Annotated in this window: 17 protein-coding genes; 11 read left to right on the top strand and 6 right to left on the bottom strand. The window is 65.1% G+C overall.

Annotated features, from left to right (window positions below; genetic code table 11):
- Positions 1–215 precede the first annotated feature (215 nt).
- On the top strand, positions 216–1148 hold the full coding sequence (gene htpX, locus JQ507_06190; GenBank protein ID QRI71093.1) for a zinc metalloprotease HtpX: 933 nt from the start codon (positions 216–218) through the stop codon (positions 1146–1148).
- Between the two features lie 116 nt (positions 1149–1264).
- Here htpX and JQ507_06195 read toward each other — a convergent pair whose 3' ends face one another.
- Positions 1265–2215, bottom strand: coding sequence for an aldo/keto reductase (locus tag JQ507_06195; GenBank protein QRI71094.1), 951 nt, complete (start codon positions 2213–2215; stop codon positions 1265–1267).
- 393 nt (positions 2216–2608) lie between these two features.
- Between JQ507_06195 and JQ507_06200 the strand changes: the two genes are divergently transcribed.
- The 4 genes from JQ507_06200 (at position 2609) to JQ507_06215 (ending at position 5239) form a co-directional block, all read left to right on the top strand.
- Complete coding sequence (locus tag JQ507_06200; GenBank protein QRI71095.1) at positions 2609–2944, top strand: GYD domain-containing protein; 336 nt, start codon at positions 2609–2611, stop codon at positions 2942–2944.
- A gap of 404 nt (positions 2945–3348) precedes the next feature.
- Entirely contained in the window at positions 3349–4095 is a 747-nt protein-coding gene (locus JQ507_06205; GenBank protein ID QRI73211.1) for a trypsin-like peptidase domain-containing protein, read from the top strand.
- A 117-nt stretch (positions 4096–4212) separates the two neighbouring features.
- Entirely contained in the window at positions 4213–4605 is a 393-nt protein-coding gene (locus tag JQ507_06210) for a hypothetical protein (protein QRI73212.1), read from the top strand.
- A 376-nt stretch (positions 4606–4981) separates the two neighbouring features.
- Positions 4982–5239, top strand: coding sequence for a hypothetical protein (locus JQ507_06215; protein ID QRI71096.1), 258 nt, complete (start codon positions 4982–4984; stop codon positions 5237–5239).
- Between the two features lie 38 nt (positions 5240–5277).
- Here the strand turns inward: JQ507_06215 and JQ507_06220 are convergent, their stop codons facing one another.
- A complete protein-coding gene (locus JQ507_06220; GenBank protein ID QRI71097.1) occupies positions 5278–6720 on the bottom strand; it encodes a DUF2083 domain-containing protein in 1443 nt (480 codons plus the stop codon).
- Between the two features lie 242 nt (positions 6721–6962).
- On the opposite strand from JQ507_06220, the gene JQ507_06225 reads away from it, so the two are divergent.
- The 3 genes from JQ507_06225 to JQ507_06235 all read left to right on the top strand — a co-directional run bounded on the left by JQ507_06225 (position 6963) and on the right by JQ507_06235 (position 8832).
- Positions 6963–7172: a hypothetical protein gene (locus JQ507_06225; protein ID QRI71098.1), complete on the top strand. Its 210-nt coding sequence runs from the start codon at positions 6963–6965 to the stop codon at positions 7170–7172.
- Positions 7173–7385: 213 nt separating this feature from the next.
- On the top strand, positions 7386–7961 hold the full coding sequence (locus tag JQ507_06230; protein QRI71099.1) for a hypothetical protein: 576 nt from the start codon (positions 7386–7388) through the stop codon (positions 7959–7961).
- A 100-nt stretch (positions 7962–8061) separates the two neighbouring features.
- Positions 8062–8832 carry a hypothetical protein gene (locus JQ507_06235; protein QRI71100.1) on the top strand — a complete coding sequence of 257 codons (771 nt, stop codon included), beginning with the start codon at positions 8062–8064 and terminating at the stop codon, positions 8830–8832.
- 97 nt (positions 8833–8929) lie between these two features.
- On the opposite strand, the gene JQ507_06240 is transcribed toward JQ507_06235, so the two are convergent.
- Positions 8930–9817, bottom strand: coding sequence for a metallophosphoesterase (locus tag JQ507_06240; GenBank protein ID QRI71101.1), 888 nt, complete (start codon positions 9815–9817; stop codon positions 8930–8932).
- A gap of 147 nt (positions 9818–9964) precedes the next feature.
- Here JQ507_06240 and JQ507_06245 point away from each other — a divergent pair, with 147 nt between their 5' ends.
- The 3 genes from JQ507_06245 to JQ507_06255 all read left to right on the top strand — a co-directional run bounded on the left by JQ507_06245 (position 9965) and on the right by JQ507_06255 (position 11437).
- Positions 9965–10453, top strand: coding sequence for an NUDIX domain-containing protein (locus JQ507_06245; GenBank protein ID QRI71102.1), 489 nt, complete (start codon positions 9965–9967; stop codon positions 10451–10453).
- A gap of 39 nt (positions 10454–10492) precedes the next feature.
- Positions 10493–11005 (top strand): N-acetyltransferase, encoded by a 513-nt coding sequence (locus tag JQ507_06250; GenBank protein QRI71103.1) that lies wholly within the window; start codon positions 10493–10495, stop codon positions 11003–11005.
- A gap of 114 nt (positions 11006–11119) precedes the next feature.
- Complete coding sequence (locus tag JQ507_06255) at positions 11120–11437, top strand: EthD family reductase (GenBank protein QRI71104.1); 318 nt, start codon at positions 11120–11122, stop codon at positions 11435–11437.
- Between the two features lie 58 nt (positions 11438–11495).
- On the opposite strand, the gene JQ507_06260 is transcribed toward JQ507_06255, so the two are convergent.
- The 3 genes from JQ507_06260 to JQ507_06270 all read right to left on the bottom strand — a co-directional run bounded on the left by JQ507_06260 (position 11496) and on the right by JQ507_06270 (position 16623).
- A complete protein-coding gene (locus JQ507_06260; GenBank protein QRI71105.1) occupies positions 11496–13856 on the bottom strand; it encodes a TonB-dependent receptor in 2361 nt (786 codons plus the stop codon).
- A gap of 109 nt (positions 13857–13965) precedes the next feature.
- Positions 13966–14388, bottom strand: a complete 423-nt coding sequence (locus JQ507_06265; protein QRI71106.1) for a DUF2946 family protein — start codon at positions 14386–14388, stop codon at positions 13966–13968.
- Between the two features lie 171 nt (positions 14389–14559).
- Complete coding sequence (locus JQ507_06270) at positions 14560–16623, bottom strand: hypothetical protein (GenBank protein QRI71107.1); 2064 nt, start codon at positions 16621–16623, stop codon at positions 14560–14562.
- Between the last annotated feature and the right edge of the window lies 1 nt (position 16624).

Here is a 16624-nt window from a genome sequence, read left to right on the forward strand (position 1 = left end):
GCTGAAGCGAAGCGTAATCCGGCGCAATCTGTCCGCTGTGAGATAGTCCCGGATTGTGCTGCGCGTCATTCGGGTCACGGATCGCCGCACATGACCAATCGTTAATCCGCGCCGCGTCGCTGCGACGCACGACGTCCCCTTGCGGTTTCAGCGGTAAAATCCCTACCTGAGCGGCGTCGGTTGTGGCAGCATTCCGCTGCCGCCCGGGAACCACGATGAACTATTTTCGCACCGCGCTTCTGCTTGCCGGCCTCACCGCGCTGTTCATGGGCGTCGGCTATCTGATCGGCGGCGGCACCGGCGCCGTGATCGCGCTGGTCGTCGCGGCTGCGACAAATCTGTTCACCTACTGGAATTCCGATCGCATGGTGCTGTCGATGTACGGCGCCCATCAGGTCGATGCGCGCAGTGCGCCCGATCTCCACAATCTGGTCGCCGAGCTGGCGCAGCGCGCGAGCCTGCCGATGCCGCGGGTGTTCGTGATGGACGAGGCACAGCCCAATGCGTTTGCGACCGGCCGCAATCCGGAGAACGCGGCGGTTGCCGTCACGACGGGGTTGATGCAGCAACTCAGCCGCGAGGAGCTCGCCGGCGTGATCGCGCACGAGCTCGCGCATATCAAGCATCACGACACGCTGACCATGACGATCACGGCGACGATCGCCGGCGCGATCTCGATGCTGGCGCAGTTCGGCATGTTCTTCGGCGGCAACCGCAACAACAACGGCCCCGGCATCATAGGCTCGATCGCGATGATGATCCTGGCGCCGCTCGGCGCCATGCTGGTGCAGATGGCGATCAGCCGCACCCGCGAATACGCCGCTGACAATTATGGCGCGCGCATCGTCGGGCAGCCGATGTGGCTGGCGTCCGCGCTCGCCAAGATCGAGAATTCGGCGCATCACGTGCCGAACATGGAAGCGGAGCGCAATCCGGCCACCGCGCACATGTTCATCATCAACCCGCTGTCGGGCCATGGCGTCGACAATCTGTTCGCGACCCATCCTTCGACGGCCAACCGTATCGCCGCGCTGCAGCAGCTCGCCGCCGAGCTCGGCACCCAGACCGCACCGCGTCCGGCCGGCGCGACCTATCCGCCGCGCAGCCCGTGGGGCGGTGCCTCAGGCCAGCGCGGGCCGTGGGGTTAGAGCAACATAGGATCAGGTTGAACAGCGGCCGCGAAGGCGGTGCGTCCCTCTCCCGCTTGCGGGGGAGGCGCAGCGAGTTCGTCGCCAGAGCGATTCAACTAAAATTCATCCCGCCGTTACGCGCTCGCGGCATCCAGCCGTGAGACCTGGTCCTTGCTCAGCTCGAGCTTCGCCGCCGCGACCAGCGTTGCGACCTGCTCGGGCTTGGTGGCGCTGGCGATCGGCGCGGTGATGCCGGGCTTCGCCATCAGCCAGGCGAGCGCGACCGCGGCCGGCTCGGCGCGCTGTTCCGCGGCGACCTCGTCGAGAGTGGCGAGGATGCGCATGCCACGCGGGTTCATGTACCTTGGAACGCTGCGCGCGCCGCGCGGGCTCTTGGCGAAGTCGGCCTCCGAGCGATATTTGCCGGTCAGGAATCCCGCGGCCAGCGAGAAGAACGTGATCACGCCGACGTCGTTCTCCACGCAGACGCGTTGCAGCGCGCCTTCATAGCTCGATCGTTCCGCCAGGCTGTATTCGGGCTGCATGCTCTCATAGCGGGGCAGCCCGTTCGCTTTGGCAATATCCAGCGCGCTCTTGAGCCGCTCTGCCGAAAAGTTCGAGGCGCCGATCGCCCTGATCTTGCCGGCCTTGATCAGTTTGTCATAGGCCGCGAGCGTCTCCTCCTGCGGCGTGGTCTCGTCGTCCTTGTGCGACTGGTAGAGATCGATGATGTCGGTCTGCAGCCGCCGCAGCGAGTCCTCGACCGCGCGGGCGATGTAATCCGGCTTCAGCCCGACATTGCCGCCTCCCATGTCCATGCCGACCTTGGTGGCGAGAATGATGCGGTCGCGGTTGCCGCGCGTCTTCATCCACTTGCCGATGATTGTCTCGGACTCGCCGCCGTGATGGCCCGGCACCCAGCGCGAATAGACGTCGGCCGTATCCAGGAACGTCAGCCCCTGATCGAGCACGGTGTCGAGCAGGCGAAAGGATGAAGCCTCATCCACCGTCCAGCCGAACACGTTGCAGCCGAAGCAAAGAGGAGGGACGGTGAGGCCGGAGCGGCCGAGCGGACGATGCTTCATGAGTGTTCTTTCGCTTGTTCTTGGTGATAGGCCCAGGAGACTGAGGCAGTTCGGCCTTGTTTGCAAGGCGCTGTGCCGGTTGAACGACCTGAGGTGAAGTCAGCAGGGATCAGTTGGAAGACATCGGGCGTGCGTCAGGTCAACCTCGCTGCCCCTCAGTCCGCGTCATCGAATGATTTCGTCGCAGCACCTGAACGCGATTTCATTTGTCGTGCACTTGATGTAGATTGTGCGGCGAGCTGCCACCGGTTACGCCGAACTCCGGAGAATGCGCGGCAGCGCCCATGGCCATCGGCAGGCCCTTTCTTCTTCATTTCAGTACGAAATCCTCTTCTGCCTGGGCGACGCCCGAGTGAACGCCTTTTTCATTCCCAGCCAAATGGAGCAATTGCCATGCATTTCTGCTTCTCAGGGGAATACACGCCGCGTGCGATCAACAACATCATGGAGAACCCGGCGACCAATCGATACGAGGCCGCCAAGAAGCTGATCGAGGCGGGCGGAGGCAAGTTGATTTCGATGTACAGCACGTCGGTCGATGGTCCCGGCGTGATGGTGATCTTCGACGTGCCGGATCCGACCGTCGCGCCTGCCATCAGCGGCGTGGTGGTGGCGGCCGGCGCCATGCAGAACGTGAAGCTGGTCCGGCTGTTTACCCCGGACGAGATCAAGGTGGTGCGTCAGCACGCAAGCAAGCTCAAGGCAGTCTACTCGCCGCCGGGCAGCTGACGGCGACGACCGACCAAACGCGGCGCAGATCGATCTGATGGCCGATGTCACTCTCGCGCGGCGGCGCTTCACGGCGCCCCGCGCGGAGACGGGGGCCGTTGCGCGCCGCTGATCCGGGGCGCGTCAACGGATGGGCATTAGCTCAGGCGGACGTCGCGCGCGCATGCTGGCTCGCATAGCCCCGGCCGGTTGTGCCGTCGCATGACGTCCGCCTCCTCGCTCGCCGCGCGTCACCGATTCACGACGATGCCGTAGCGCACGCATCGGCTGCGGTGTATGTACAGAAATTACCGACGTGCGGTTGGCGCGGCGACGTCGGGCGGAATTGGGGTCTGAAGGTGCATCACTCGGTTTTGATTTCAGGCCGCACGGCATTGGCGGCGCGCGCGCAACTGCCTGCCCGCATGATCCGGCTGGCCTGCAGTATCGTGATCGGTTGTACGCTCACCGGCTTGGCGCCGCGCGAGGCCGCGGCGCAGGTGCCATTCTCCCTGTTTCAACCGGCGCGACAGATGGAGGCGGCGAAGCCGCTGGCCCGTGACGTCACCGCTCCGCCGACGGTCAGCCAGCGGCTCGACGGCACCGCGTTCTTTGTCGACGATCTCGGGCACATGCTGACCGCGCGTCATGCGGTCGCGGACTGCGCCCGCATCGTGGTCAGCAAGGAGGGCCGCGCGGTCGCGGCGCGCGTGGTGGCGCTGGCTACCACCGACATCGCGTTGATCAAGGTCCCGCGCACGCTGGGCCTTGCGGCGGTATTCCCGCGTGCAACTGCGTCGGTGGCCAACGATATGGTCTTTGCCGAAGCCTATGATCGCCTGAAGCCGATGCTTGCGCATGGCGGCGCGCTCGGCAATGCGTTCGTCGACAGCACCCAGCACGATCCCGCGCATCTCGTGCTGCGCTCCAATGTCACCTTCGGCACCAGCGGTGCGCCGGTGCTGGATTCCCGTGGCCTAGTGGAGGGTGTGGTCAGCCGGCGGACCACGATCGATCGTGTGCTGGCGGTCGATGCGGCGCACGCCAAATCCTTTCTTTCCGCGCATGGCATCCGCGTCCAGGAAGACGACCGGCCGCAGATGAGCGGCACCGCCTCGCGGGCGCATCGCGCCGCCAGCATCTCGGCGCGCGTCACATGCCTGCAACAATGACCGACTAGTTGCTCCCGGATCGATGCTTGCGCGTCGTCCTGTCAGCCTGCTGCCTGCGGTCAACCCTTGTCCAGAACCATGCTCATCTTGCGGGGCACGCTTGTGCTCTCGTTCGGCCTGCTGATCCTTTCCCCAGCGCCGAGCCGTGCCCAGAACCTCGACTTTCGCAATCCCGAACAGGCGCCGCCGTCCTGGGCGCAATTTGCCAAGCTGGTCAAATACCGGTTCGAAGAGTGGGTCGCGGCCGACGAGACGGTCGCCAATCGCTTCCGCAACTGGGTCATCGAGAATTCCGGCAAAGAGAACGGACCGCCGCCAACGCTCGTGGTCCGTGCCTGGCTCAACCCGGACGGCACCGTCGAGCGCGTCACCTTTCCCGCGTTCAATGACGCCGGCGCGACCGAGGACCTGCGTACCATCCTGAAGCGCGGCAATGTCGGCGAGGCACCACCGCCCGAAATGCTGCAGCCGCTCAACCTGCGCTTCTCGCTCAATCTGAAGAAACCCTGAGCGGCTTCGACCACGCGTCCATCCTCTCGTCATTCCGGGGCGTGCGAAGCACGAGCCCGGAATCCATTTACCCACAATCCCTTGGGGCTCGATGGATTCCGGGTTCTCGCTTCGCGAGCCCCGGAAATGACGGGAAGGGGTGAAACAAGTTGCGCCGACGGGCAACTCAGCAAGGCCTGTCAATCAATGCTGATGTGTGTCTCACCGACTGCGCGACAAATTCGGTGTCGTTCCGGCCTGGTGCGCAATTGCGCAGGGGACCCATAACCACCAATGCTACTTGTTGTGCGATGTTGGAATCACGAGTCTCGCCTACAATGTCAGTCACGGAGTATGGGTCCCGGCCTTCGCCGGAACGACGCATGGGGTGAACACCATGGCCAAACAGCAACGCGGACCTTCGCGCCGCACTTTCGTTCGCGCTGCCATCGCGGTACTTCCCGCCGCGCTCCTGCTGCGAACCGCTTCCGCCTCCGACAGGATGACAAAACTGCAGGCCGAATATCAGGACACGCCGAACGGCATCTACTCCTGTGGCTCGTGCACGCTGTTCGTCGCGCCCGACGGCTGTAAGGTGGTCGAGGGTGCGATCAGCAAGGACGGCTGGTGCAAGGCCTTTGCCGCAGTGGATTGAACCACCCTCCCTCTCCAGGGGAGGATAAGAAGGCGAGACTACAACTCCCGCGCATTCGAGAATGCGAACGACGACACCCGCCGCGTGGTCTCATCCAGGATCAGGGTGCGCGTGATCGGCGGTTCGGCGCGCTGGCTGCAATTCTCGCGTTCGCAGAGCCGGCAGTTGACGCCGATCGGGGTGCCCTCGATCTTTTCCAGATCCATGCCGGTCGCATAGACGAGCTTTGCCGCATGACGGATTTCGCAGCCGAGCCCGATCGCAAAGCGCGGCTGCGGCTGCGGATACGGCGCCACCGGCCGTCGCACCGTCTGCGCGATCGAGAAGTAGCGCGTGCCGTCGGGCAGTTCGATCACCTGGCTGAGCAGGCGGTCCGGCATGTCGAAGGTCGAGTGCACGTTCCACAGCGGGCAGGTGCCGCCGAATTTGGAGAACGGGAAGGTGCCCGAGGAAAACCGCTTCGACACGTTGCCGGCATTGTCGACGCGCAGCAGGAAGAACGGCACGCCGCGCGCGTTCGGCCGTTGCAGCGTGGTGAGGCGGTGGCAGACCTGTTCGAAGCCGGCGTTGAAGCGCTGCGCCAGTACGTGGACATCGTAGCTCAGGGCTTCGGCTGCGGAATGAAATGCCTGATAGGGCATCATCGCGGCGGCAGCGAAATAGTTGGCGAGCGTGATGCGATAGAGCCTGCGCGCGGTGTCGTCGAGCGCGCCGGCGCGGCTGACGATCGCATCGATCGCAGCGCCACATTCGACGAAGCCGATCTGCAGCGCGAGCTGGAAATTGCGGCCGGAACTGTCGACCAGTTCGGAGATCAGGAGTTGCCGGCGGTGGCGATCGAAGCGGCGCAGCGTCTCGCGCATCACATCGACCGGCATCACGCGGCAGACGATCGAATGCTTTTCGCGCAGGCGCGCAGCGAGGGCCGTGAACAGGCCTTCGGTCGGCACGTTGAGCTCGTCGCGCAGATTCTCCGCCGTGGTCTCGAGCTCCGGAAAATAGTTGCGGTTGGCCTCGATCAGGTCGCGCACCCGCTCGATCGGGTTGGCGTCGAACTGCGAGCCCTCGCGGTCGGCCATCTGCGCCGCCACCAGCGTCTCGCCGCGGCGTGCCTCGGTATAGGCGGCGTAGAGCCGTTGCAAGGCGTGGGTCACGCCCGGGCAGAGCTCGGCGAGGTCGCGCAGCTCCTGCTTCGGCAGGTCGATCTGGCGGAACAACGGATCGGAGAAGATCTCGTTGAGTTCCGCGAAGAAGCGGTCCTCGTCAGCGGTGGCGAGGTCGCGCAGATCGAGATCATAGGTCTCGGCGAGACGAAGCAGGATCTGCGCCGTCACCGGCCGCTGGTTGCGCTCGATCAGGTTGATGTAGGAGGGCGAGATGCCGAGACCCTCGGCGATCTGGGTCTGCGACAGCCCTAATTGCTGGCGGATCCGCCGGAACCGAGGCCCGACGAACAGCTTCTTTCCGGACTCGCCGGGCATGGCAGTCTTCCTGACCTAATTTTGTGACAGATTTTACAAATCAACATTTATTACAAGTTCATATGTTACATGACATCACCAATAGAAAACAAGGCATCTATACGAACTTCGCCTTTTCGCGTTTATCTCCTGACACGCGCTTCGCGATGCTCTGTCAAGAATGTCGGTACGACGGGCAGGTCGCGGGGATCAGACTTCAGGCGGCTGGGCAAGGCAGCAGGATTTTTTAGAGGAGACTGACGATGAGCAAAGGCAGCAATTTCTGGGTGATCGGCGGCGAGTTCGGGTCGATGAACTTCCACAAGCTCGTCGAAGGCTCCGCCCAGGTCCGTGGTCCGTTCAAGACCCGCAAGGAAGCCGAGGAGTGCTGGAAGGAAGTCTCGGAAGAGAGCCGCCACAAGGCCGGCGTTCGCTTCTCGATCGTCGAGGAGCCGTCGCGGGTTTCGGCTTAAGCGCCAGAATTATCAGAGCTAAGAAAACGTCCAAGGACGGCGGCCCCATCCGGTTTATCCGGGTGGGGTCGACCGCTTTTGGGACACCGCCTGGGTTTTTTCGATCTGGGGATAAGTGACGGCCTAAGTGCTTGGGAACCAACGTCCTTTGCGGACGTCATGGTTGCTGATAGGTTAACGGTAAGCAAACCCGTCACGACGAGACCGCAAGGCATGTCCGATCCGCAGAACACCGGCAGCGAGGCGCGCGAAATGCGGCCGACGTTGCGAGAAGCGCTGCGGCGGGCGCGGATCGAGGCGGCCGATCGCACCGGCGTCGTCGTCGAGTTGCGCGATGCCGAGGTGGCGCGGCTGGAGATCCTCAACGACGCGCTCGATCCGCTGTTCGCGCAGGTGCCCGAGAAGGTCGATCTGTTCGACCGCGGCATCAGCCAGGGCGAGACGCCGCGGCTGTGGATCGACGTCGTCGCCCATGTGCTGATGGGCCGCGACAAGCGCATCTACCGCTTCGTGCAGGACACGCGGTTCGGCCGCATTGTGCTCGCCGAATCGCACGACGTGGCGGTGATCGTCGATGCCGTCACCGATTATGTAGCGCGGCGCATGATCGAGCGCGAGCACGCGATGGTGGCAACGCCGCTACCGGTTGCCGAATCGCCGGCACCGCCACCTGTATCGGTGGTGGCGCCGAAGCGCCGCGGCGGGATCGGCATGTTCGTGCTCGGCTTCATCCTGGGCGCGCTGGCATTGTTCGGTCTCGCGCTGCTTGCGAGCGTGCAGAATCTCTAAAGCATGATCCGGAATGGTGTGAAACGGTCTTCCCTCGCGACAAACGCGGAACGCGTTTGCGCGGAGATCATGCGCAATTGACGCAAGGGGCGGGGGCATCGTGGTCATAACACCCGCCTCGGTATTCTTCGGCATCCTGGCGGCGGCCGCGGTGGTCGGCAGCGCCGTGCTGTTCGGCAAATGGCAGACGCTGCGGCGCGCCGAATATATCCGCACCTTCAAATGGCCGGCGGGGCTATTGGCCCGGCTCGAGAAGCATCACCCCGGATTCACCCGCAAGGACAGCGCGCTGGTCTCGCGCGGCCTGCGGCAGTTCTTCCTCGCCTATCTGATGAGCGGCAGGCGCTACGTCTCGATGCCATCGCAGGCCGCCGACGACCTCTGGCACGAATTCATCCTCTACACCCGCGAATACGACGCGTTCTGCCGCCGCGCTTTCGGCGGCTTCCTGCATCACAGGCCGGCCGTCGTGCTGGTGAAGGAGCAGCGCCGCAGCAATGAGGGGCTGCGGCGGGTCTGGTGGTACTGCTGCAAATACGAGAACATCGATCCGGTCAGGCCGACACGGCTGCCTTTGCTGTTCGCGCTCGATGCCAAGCTCAACATCGCGAACGGCTTCATCTATCACACCGACTGCGAGGCGCTGCGCCGCAGCGGCATTGCCGGCAGCAGTCCCTATTGCGGCGGCGATTTTGCCGACTCCTCGATCGACGGATCGTCAGCGGGTTTTGGCGATGCCGGCAGCGACGGAAGCCATGGCGGCGACGGGGGCAGCCATGGCGGCGGTGACGGAGGTGGCGGCGACGGGGGTGGTGGCGGCGACAGCGGGGGCGGCTGTGGTGGCGGTTGCGGCGGCGGCGGAGGAGACTAAAGCGCGATGATATTTGGTTGAATCGTCATCGCGCTTTAGCTCTTTGTTTGAGCATGATCTTTTCGGAAAACCGCTTCGCACTTTTCCGGACCATGCTTTAGGAGAGCCGCACCTGCTTGAGCTCGCGGATGCCGTCGTGATCGCCGAGGCCGCGCACGATCTGCTCGCAGCGCCAGGCATTGCCGTCACGTTCGATCGAGAACAGATTGTAGGCCGCCGCCGGATAGTGCTTGCGCGCCAGCGCCGATGCCGACGGCACGCCGATCGCCGGGATCTTCCGCTCGGGGCCGTCGAACCACATCGTGGAATGGATGTGGTCGTGGCCGTGCAGCACCAGCTCGACGCCGTGCCGCTTGAGCAGCGCGAGCAACTGATGCGAATCGGTCAGCCGCTTGGCGCGCCCGTCGGAGTGCAGCGGGTGATGCACCAAAAGGACGCGGAAGGCATCCTCCCGCGACAGCTGCCCGAGGATCGTATCCAGCGCGTTGAGCTGGGCATGGCCGAGCCAGCCGGTCGCCATCAGCGGCGGTGTCGGAACCGCAGAGGAGACGCCGATCAGCGCCACCGGCCCGCGCCGGCGCACGAACGGAAAGTGGCTCGCCGCGCCATCTGCGTCGCCGCGCAGATAGTCGCCGAAGTGACTGACGAAGCGATGCCGGGTGGCACGCACATAGGCGTCGTGATTGCCGGGGACCACCGTCACATCTGCGGGATCGCCGACGCCCTCCAGCCATTGCCGCGCCGGATTGAACTCGGCATCCAGCGCCAGGTTGACGAGGTCGCCCGTGACGGCGACATGGTCCGGCTGCTGCGCCTGCATGTCCGATACCAGCGCGTCGAGCACGTCGCGGCGGTGATATTTGTGACGGTTGCGCGTCCAGTTCAAATAGCCGAAGGCGCGCTTGCCGGCGAGATCGCGCAGCCGCGCCGCCGGCAGCGGCGGCAGATGCGGATCCGACAGATGTGCGAGGCGGAACGCCGCCATCACGCGATTCCCTCCGGATTGTCGGTGAAAACTGGCCGGTAGCCGGTCATGTCGTGCTATCCCGAACGTCCTGCCCTGTATTGGCAAGAGCTGTGCAGGCGCGCAAGGATCAAAGCACGGATCAAACACCATGATGTCGAGGGTTCAGTGACGATCCTTGAGGATTTACGCAAGCGCTTCGAGCCGCAGATCAGGTGGGTGTTCCATTTCTACTGGCGGTTGGCCCGCAGCATGACGCTCGGGGTCCGCGCGGTGGTGCTCGACGCCGACAACAGGGTGTTCCTGGTCAAGCACAGCTACGTCCATGGCTGGTATCTGCCCGGCGGCGGAGTCGAGGTCGGCGAAAGTTTTATCGAGTCGCTGCGGCGCGAATTGGAGGAGGAGGGCCGGATCGAGCTTACGAGCGAGCCGGTTCTGCACGGCATCTTCCACAACAGCCACGTCTCGCCGCGCGATCATGTCGCGGTCTACGTCGTCAGGAACTACCGGCAGGACCGGCTGCCGGAGCCGAATCGCGAGATCGTGGCCTGCGGCTTCTTCGATCCGGCCGCGCTGCCGGAGGAGACCACTCCCGGCACGCGGCTGCGGATATCAGAGGTGCTCGAGGGCAGGCCGCCGCCGGCGACATGGCGGTGATGGACCGCGCCCCCGCCAGATGCTATCCCGCGCCCCACAATGACCGAACTCTCTCTGACCATCCTGCCCGAGACCCCGAAAGACGCCCAGGCGATCGAGCGCCTGCACGAGCGCACCTTCGGGCCCGGCCGCTTCGCGCTCAGCGCCTACCGGCTGCGCGAGCATGTCGATCATCTGCTCGATGTCTCCTTCACCGCGCGGATCGGCACCTTGCTGGTCGGCTCGGTGCGCCAGCTTCCCGTCTGCATCGGCGAGACGCCGGCGCTGATGCTCGGGCCGTTGACGGTCGAGCCGCCGTTCCGCAGCCGCGGCGTCGGCCACGCGCTGCTCGAGCGCGCGATCAATGACGCCCGCGCCAAGGGGCACCGGCTGATCGTGCTGGTCGGTGACGAGCCGTATTATGCGCGGGTCGGCTTCAAGCCGGTGGCGAAGGGACGGATGACGATGCCCGGCCCGGTCGACTACAGTCGCCTGCTTGTCTTGGAACTGGTCGACGGCGCGTTCGAGGGCGTGTCCGGGCCGATCCAGCCGGACTGGAGCAAGGCGATCTGACATAAGCGCGAGCCATCGCGGGAACGGTTGCGCCCTCCGACAATCTGACGCACAGTTGAGGCAAGCGCCGGGACAAGACCGGCGCATGCCATATCAACAGGGAGAGTGCGCGCCATGATCAAGGTCAGTGTGATGTATCCGAACAATCCAGGCGCACGCTTTGATCACGACTATTATCGCGACAAGCACATGCCCCTGGTGAAGGCGCGGCTGGGCGACGCCTGCAAATACTACACCGTCGACAAGGGCCTCGCCGGCGGCGCCCCGGGGACTCCCGCAACCTATGTCGGCATGTGCCACATCTTCTGCGACTCGGTTGAAGCCTTCGGGGCCGCCATGGGCAAGCACGCCCAGGAGATCATGGGTGACATCCCGAACTATACTGATCTGCAGCCGGTGATTCAGATCAGCGAAGTCGTCGTCGGGCATTGAACGGCGCGGATGTTAGATTGTGATCCCCCTGCCGCAAGCGGCAGAGGGATCCGTTGTGTCAGAACTTCAGATTGGCGAACGCCCGCACGCCGAGGCCCGGCATCAGCACCTCATCCTTGGTGTAGGACACTGAGTTGCGGATGTTCTGGTTGAGCAGATTGTTGCCGACCAGACCAAGCGTCATCTCGCGCGCGCCGATCCATGACTGATTGAGCTTGGTGTTGTAGGTGATCTCCGCGTTCAGCAGATTGTAGCCCGCGGTCGGGGTCTCGCCGATCACTGCGATGTCGTTCTGCGCGAACGCGTGCACCAGATTGACGCGCGTGAACCAGTTGCTGTCGCGCCAGTAGACGCCGCCGCCGAGCCGCACCGGCGGAATCCGCGGCACGTTGCTGCCGTCGGTGAAGGTGGCGCGCACCACGTCGAACTGGTTCTCGATGCCCCAGATGCCGCCATTGAACGCGCCGATATCGAGCTGGCTCTGGAATTCGGCGCCGCGGAAGGTTGCATCGCGCTGCGAATACACCGCCTGACGTCCTTCGTTACCGGGATCGCCATTGCCGCAGGAATCGAAATCGCCGCCGCACATCACCCCGGTCAGACGGCGATAGATGAAATTGCTGAAGCGCGTGTAGTAGGCGGTGGCCTCGAACCGGAACGGCCCGGTCGCCTTGCGCAAGCCGATCTCGACCGATTTCGCGGTCTCGATCGTCAGGTTCGGATTGCCGATATCGAAGGTCGCGGTCGCATCATGTGCGCCGCGCGAGAACAGCTCCGCGGGCTTCGGCGCGCGCTCGACATATTGCGCCGTGATGCTGCCGACGAGGTCGCCGGGCAGGTTCTGGATCAACCCGACGCTGCCGCTGACCGGCGTGTAGGACGGATTGCGCGACACCGAGCTCTGCGGCGCGCCGTCGGGCAGGAAGTCCGCCGGGAAATCCGGCGTCGATCCGTGCAGCTCGACATGCTCGATGCGGCCTGCGATTTGCGCCTTGGTCTGGTCCGTGAACTTGAACTCGTTGAAGACGTAACCCGCGACGCGGTTGTTGTTGTTCGGGCTCCACAGGCCGTTGAACAGCGCGCCCGGATCGTCCGGGCTCGGCGCGGTCAACTCCTGATGCCCGCCCTGCAGGCCGAACGCGGTCGTCACGGTGGCGAAGCGCGCATCGAACGGCATCATCTGCACCTCGACGCGGGCCTCCTGCTCCTTGCTGGTGAAGGTCTGGCGCACGCCGTCGCTGGACAGGTTGGTTGGGTCGGCAAGGCCGAGCTCGTTGTGGCGATAGTCGGTCGCGCCGACCCAGAACCGCACGGCGTCGATCGCCGCAGCATCGGGCCGATACTCACCCTTGACCGCGATCTTGGTCTGGTGCGCATCGATCCGGGTCTTGTGGTCGGAGCCGTCAATGCCGGGGATGTGATAGAGCGAGTCGTTCTGGGTGATCGACGCGCCGATATAGCCGCCCTGGAAGAAATACGACGCGCCGACCGAAGCGCCGTCCGACTGCGTCGCGGAGTTCGGCTGGCGGCCGTTCACAGGGCGGGTTTGGTCGAACAGATATGGATAGCTCGGAATGCCGTAGTCGCTTGTGGTGCGGCCATAGACGTCGGCATGCACGGCGACATTGTTGCCGCCGGCGTCCAGCAGCATGCCGCCTTCGACGCCGCGATTGACCGAACTGACCGACGTGCGGGTCTCGACATTGAGGCAACCCGGGCCGCCGGCGTCGGCCAGCGGCGCCTTCACCGGCAGCCCATAGCTCTGGAACGGTGCCGCCGCGCAGGTCGGCATCGCGTCGGGAATGCGGTTATTGGACGCGCTCACCACGCCGCCGATCGCGGTCGAGCCGTAGCGCAGGGCGGCAGGCCCGCGCACCACTTCGACCTGATTGGTCGAGAACGGATCGATTGGCACGAAATGATCTTCGCCGAGATCGGAGACGCCGCCGCCGCCGAGACCATTCTCGACGATGCCGACGCGATTGACATCGAGGCCGCGGATGATGGGACGGCTCGATGCGCCGGGCGCGAAGCTCGAGCCGGTGATGCCGGGTTTGGAAAACAGGAGATCGCCAAGCGTGGCGCCGCCGGAGCGTCGCAGTTCCTCGCTCGGCACCACGGTGACGGTCGCGAACTGGTCGGTGACCACGGGCAACACACCCTGCTGCGGCGCCGGCGCCGTGGGTACCGGTTGCGCGGCCGCAACGCGTTCGCTGTTGCGGCTCGGTGCAGCCCGGACAGCGCGGGTCGGCGTGCGCGTCGGCACAGTCCGATGCCGCTGGATCGGGCTTGGCGCCGTTACGGTAACGTCAGGGAGTTGCGTCGGTGTGTCGTCGGCCAGCGCGCCGACATGCATTGCTCCAAGCAATAGCCAGCTCGCGCCTCCGATGTGGAGGGCTCGTTTCTTCTGAAATGTCATTGTCCTGATCCAGGTCCCGTCGAACTGACGGATCGATCCCGATTTGCCCTGCGGGAAGCCGCAACTGTGACGCGGCCGTCCGCTCAGGGCGTGCAGCAATCAGTCGATGTCAGGACAGAGGAGGTGCGCGGGAGCGGAAGGCCGCGGGCGCCGACTTCAGATGGAGGAATTCGGCATTGGTGGTGCGGAACAGTAGCTCGACGGCTTCCGGCAGCAACAGCACCGGCGGGGCCGTGAACAGCATGCTGCCCGCGAGCGAGACGACGGCGCAGATCGCGCAATTGTCGGCTGGATGCCGGTCGCGGTCCTGTTCGCTGGGCGGCTGCGTCCCGGTGACCTGGACCGCGAGGTCCGGCGTAGCCGAGGTCCCGATATAGGCGAGATCGGCTAGCGTGAGACCGTTTTGGATCGCGGGTGCGGCTTGCGCGGTCGCGATCGGATGGAAGTGCCCGAACGACAGCACAAACTGGACGGCGAGCGCGAACAGCGCCAGCCGCGAGCCAGTCTTGATGTGTCTCCGGAACCAGTCCATGCCGATTGAGCCCCACCCGTCAGGACAGCGCTCATTCCCCGGCTGCCTGATGTTATATTATAACATCGGAGGGCGACCGCGATGTCAACGGTGGTTCAGACCCACCATGTCGATCCGTTGCTGGTGTGTGATTGCAGCAACGCAGCGTGTTGGGACGCTAAGCGCCGGGTCTCAGCGTCCTTCGCGCAGCCAGGTTGCCGCGAACGCGCCGAGCAGCAGCAGCAGGCCGACCAGGCCGGCGAACATCGGCAGCACGCCGACGCCCTTGACCACGCTGGCGTCGCGCATCTTGACGCCGAGCCAGCCGTCGCCGCGGAAGATCGAGGATGCGCGCACCGGCACGATGCGCGGCATGTCGAGGCTCGATCCGTCGACGATGCGCCGTGCGTCGCCGCCGGTCGCCTGCGCCAGCGGCTTCAGCATGTCGGTGGTCGAGGTGACTTCCGAGAATTCCTTCGGGTTGGTCGGGCCGACATTGATCAGCGCCTTCAGCGTGCCGTCGGTGGCCTGCCACAGGCCGAGCTCGCTCGCGGGCAAGGTCGTGCGCCACTCGCCGGGATCGCCGGCCGTCAAGGTCAATTCGCGCGTGGCGCCGCCCGGCGACGTCACGGTGACCGGCGCTACGGTGTCGGCCATGGTCTGCCGCACCACCATCAGGTCCTTGCCCTGCACCTGCATCCGCAGCGCCTCTTCGTCGAGGTCGGGCTGCTTCATCAGCCAGTGCGACACCCGCCGCAGCAGATCGAGATGCGGGCCGCCGCCTTCATAGCCGCGCGCCCACAGCCAGATCTGGTCGGACAGCAGCAATGCGACGCGGCCTTCGCCGAACCGCGACAGCAGCAGCAGCGGCTTGCCGTCGGCGCCGGTCATGACCGGCGGGTTGATCGCGTTGCGGGTGTCGACGGTGCGGAAGAACCGGCTCCAATGCGGCGGCTCGGCGTTCGAGCCTTCCAGCCCGCGCGTCACCGGGTGGCGTTTCCCGGCGTCGCTCAAATGCGCATAGAACGGCTTCTCGGTCACGCCGACCGGTTCGGCCGGCAGCACCGAATCCAGTGGCGTGCGCCAGATGCTGGTGGTCGAGGCGTAATCGGGACCGGCCGACACCAGCACCGCGCCGCCGGAGCGGACATAGCGCGCGATGTTGTCGAAATAGGCGATCGGCAGTACGCCCTGACGGGCGTAGCGATCGAAGATGATCAGCTGGAATTCGTTGATCTTCTGCTGGAACAGCTCACGGGTCGGAAACGCGATCAGCGACAGCTCGTTGATCGGCGTGCCGTCCTGCTTCTCCGGCGGACGCAGGATGGTGAAGTGCACGAGATCGACGCTTGGGTCGGACTTCAACAGGTTGCGCCAGGTGCGCTCACCCGCATGGGGCTCACCGGAAACCAGCAGCACGCGCAGCTTGTCGCGCACGCCGTCGATCGCGACCACGGCGCGGTTGTTGACCGGGGTCAGCTCGTTCTCGAGCGGCGAGGCCTCGATCTCGACGATGTTGGGGCCGGCGTGCTTGATGTCGATGTCGACGCTCGAGGTCTGGCCTGAGGTCAGCGTGCGCTCGTTGATCACCTCGCCGTCGCGGCGGATCGTGACCTTGGCCCGTTCGCCGGTGACGCCCTGGTCGTCGAGCCGGAACGTGATGGTCTGGGTCTGGCCGACGATGCCGAAGCGCGGTGCGGCCGTGATCGCGATGCGGCGGTCGCGCTCGTCCTTGCGGCCGGTGATGAGGGCGTGCACCGGCGCCTGGAAGCCGAGGGCCTGGGCGTTGGCCGGAATATCGTGCACCCGGCCGTCGGTGATCATGAACGCGCCGGCGACGCGCTCGACCGGAACGTCCGACAGCGCCGACGTCAGCGTGCCGAACAATTTGGTACCGTCGGTTTCACCGTCGGCCTGGCCGGCCTCGACGACGCGGACCTCGAGGCCCTTGATCTGCTTCAGGCTGTCGATCAGCGCCTGCCGCGCCTTGTCGGTCTCCTGGTTGCGCGTGCCGAAATTCTGGCTCGGGCTCTTGTCGATCACCACGGCCGCGACCGAGGAGAGCGGCTCACGGTCCTCGCGGGTGAAGGACGGGTTGGCCAGCGCCAGCAGGATCAGCGCCAGCGCGGCGACACGCACCGCGGCGCCGCGGGCGCGCGACAACAGCAGCAGTGCCGCGATGACGACGATCGCGCCGAGCGCGATCCACAGCACGAGCGAGGGAACCAGCGGTGTGAACGCGATACCGTAGTTCATA

This window comes from Bradyrhizobium sp. PSBB068, assembly GCA_016839165.1.
Taxonomy (GTDB): Bacteria; Pseudomonadota; Alphaproteobacteria; order Rhizobiales; family Xanthobacteraceae; genus Bradyrhizobium.

Bases quoted from the DNA above. Each gene is read 5' to 3' on its own strand.
- htpX (QRI71093.1), top strand. From the start codon at position 216: ATGAACTATTTTCGCACCGCGCTTCTGCTTGCCGGCCTCACCGCGCTG.
- JQ507_06195 (QRI71094.1), bottom strand. From the start codon at position 2,215: ATGAAGCATCGTCCGCTCGGCCGCTCCGGCCTCACCGTCCCTCCTCTT.
- JQ507_06200 (QRI71095.1), top strand. From the start codon at position 2,609: ATGCATTTCTGCTTCTCAGGGGAATACACGCCGCGTGCGATCAACAAC.
- JQ507_06205 (QRI73211.1), top strand. From the start codon at position 3,349: ATGATCCGGCTGGCCTGCAGTATCGTGATCGGTTGTACGCTCACCGGC.
- JQ507_06215 (QRI71096.1), top strand. From the start codon at position 4,982: ATGGCCAAACAGCAACGCGGACCTTCGCGCCGCACTTTCGTTCGCGCT.
- JQ507_06220 (QRI71097.1), bottom strand. From the start codon at position 6,720: ATGCCCGGCGAGTCCGGAAAGAAGCTGTTCGTCGGGCCTCGGTTCCGG.
- JQ507_06225 (QRI71098.1), top strand. From the start codon at position 6,963: ATGAGCAAAGGCAGCAATTTCTGGGTGATCGGCGGCGAGTTCGGGTCG.
- JQ507_06230 (QRI71099.1), top strand. From the start codon at position 7,386: ATGTCCGATCCGCAGAACACCGGCAGCGAGGCGCGCGAAATGCGGCCG.
- JQ507_06240 (QRI71101.1), bottom strand. From the start codon at position 9,817: ATGGCGGCGTTCCGCCTCGCACATCTGTCGGATCCGCATCTGCCGCCG.
- JQ507_06250 (QRI71103.1), top strand. From the start codon at position 10,493: ATGACCGAACTCTCTCTGACCATCCTGCCCGAGACCCCGAAAGACGCC.
- JQ507_06255 (QRI71104.1), top strand. From the start codon at position 11,120: ATGATCAAGGTCAGTGTGATGTATCCGAACAATCCAGGCGCACGCTTT.
- JQ507_06260 (QRI71105.1), bottom strand. From the start codon at position 13,856: ATGACATTTCAGAAGAAACGAGCCCTCCACATCGGAGGCGCGAGCTGG.
- JQ507_06265 (QRI71106.1), bottom strand. From the start codon at position 14,388: ATGGACTGGTTCCGGAGACACATCAAGACTGGCTCGCGGCTGGCGCTG.
- JQ507_06270 (QRI71107.1), bottom strand. From the start codon at position 16,623: ATGAACTACGGTATCGCGTTCACACCGCTGGTTCCCTCGCTCGTGCTG.